Source organism: Psychrobacillus sp. Z3-81 (genome assembly GCF_056620325.1).
Map to the genome: position 1 here is coordinate 1 of NZ_JBWQPU010000042.1, position 281 is coordinate 281.

The 281-nt window shown below is 56.9% G+C and carries 1 protein-coding gene; it reads left to right on the forward strand.

All coding sequences use genetic code 11. The annotated features are described in order from the left end of the window. A partial coding sequence (locus AC1ECF_RS17550) for an alpha-L-fucosidase (protein WP_480390728.1) occupies positions 1 to 281 on the forward strand: 281 nt, incomplete at both ends.

The following is a 281-nucleotide window of genomic DNA, read 5'->3' on the forward strand; positions in this document are numbered from 1 at the left end:
GAGGAAGTCATATGTGGCGCGGGCCATCCTATGATCCGAAAGCGTATCCGTGGCTGTGGGAGAAGTTCGTGGAGTTCACGCATGCGCAGATTATGGAGTTGCTTACGAATTATGGACGGATCGAGTGTCTATGGCTGGATGCCGGCTGGGTACGTGAAGGACGCCATGGTCAGGATATCCGCCTGGGTGAAGTGGTGGAGCGGGCACGTCAGACCACTCAGCCGTGGCTTCTGGCAGCAGATCGCACAGTAGGCGGACCGTATGAGAATATCGTCACTCCG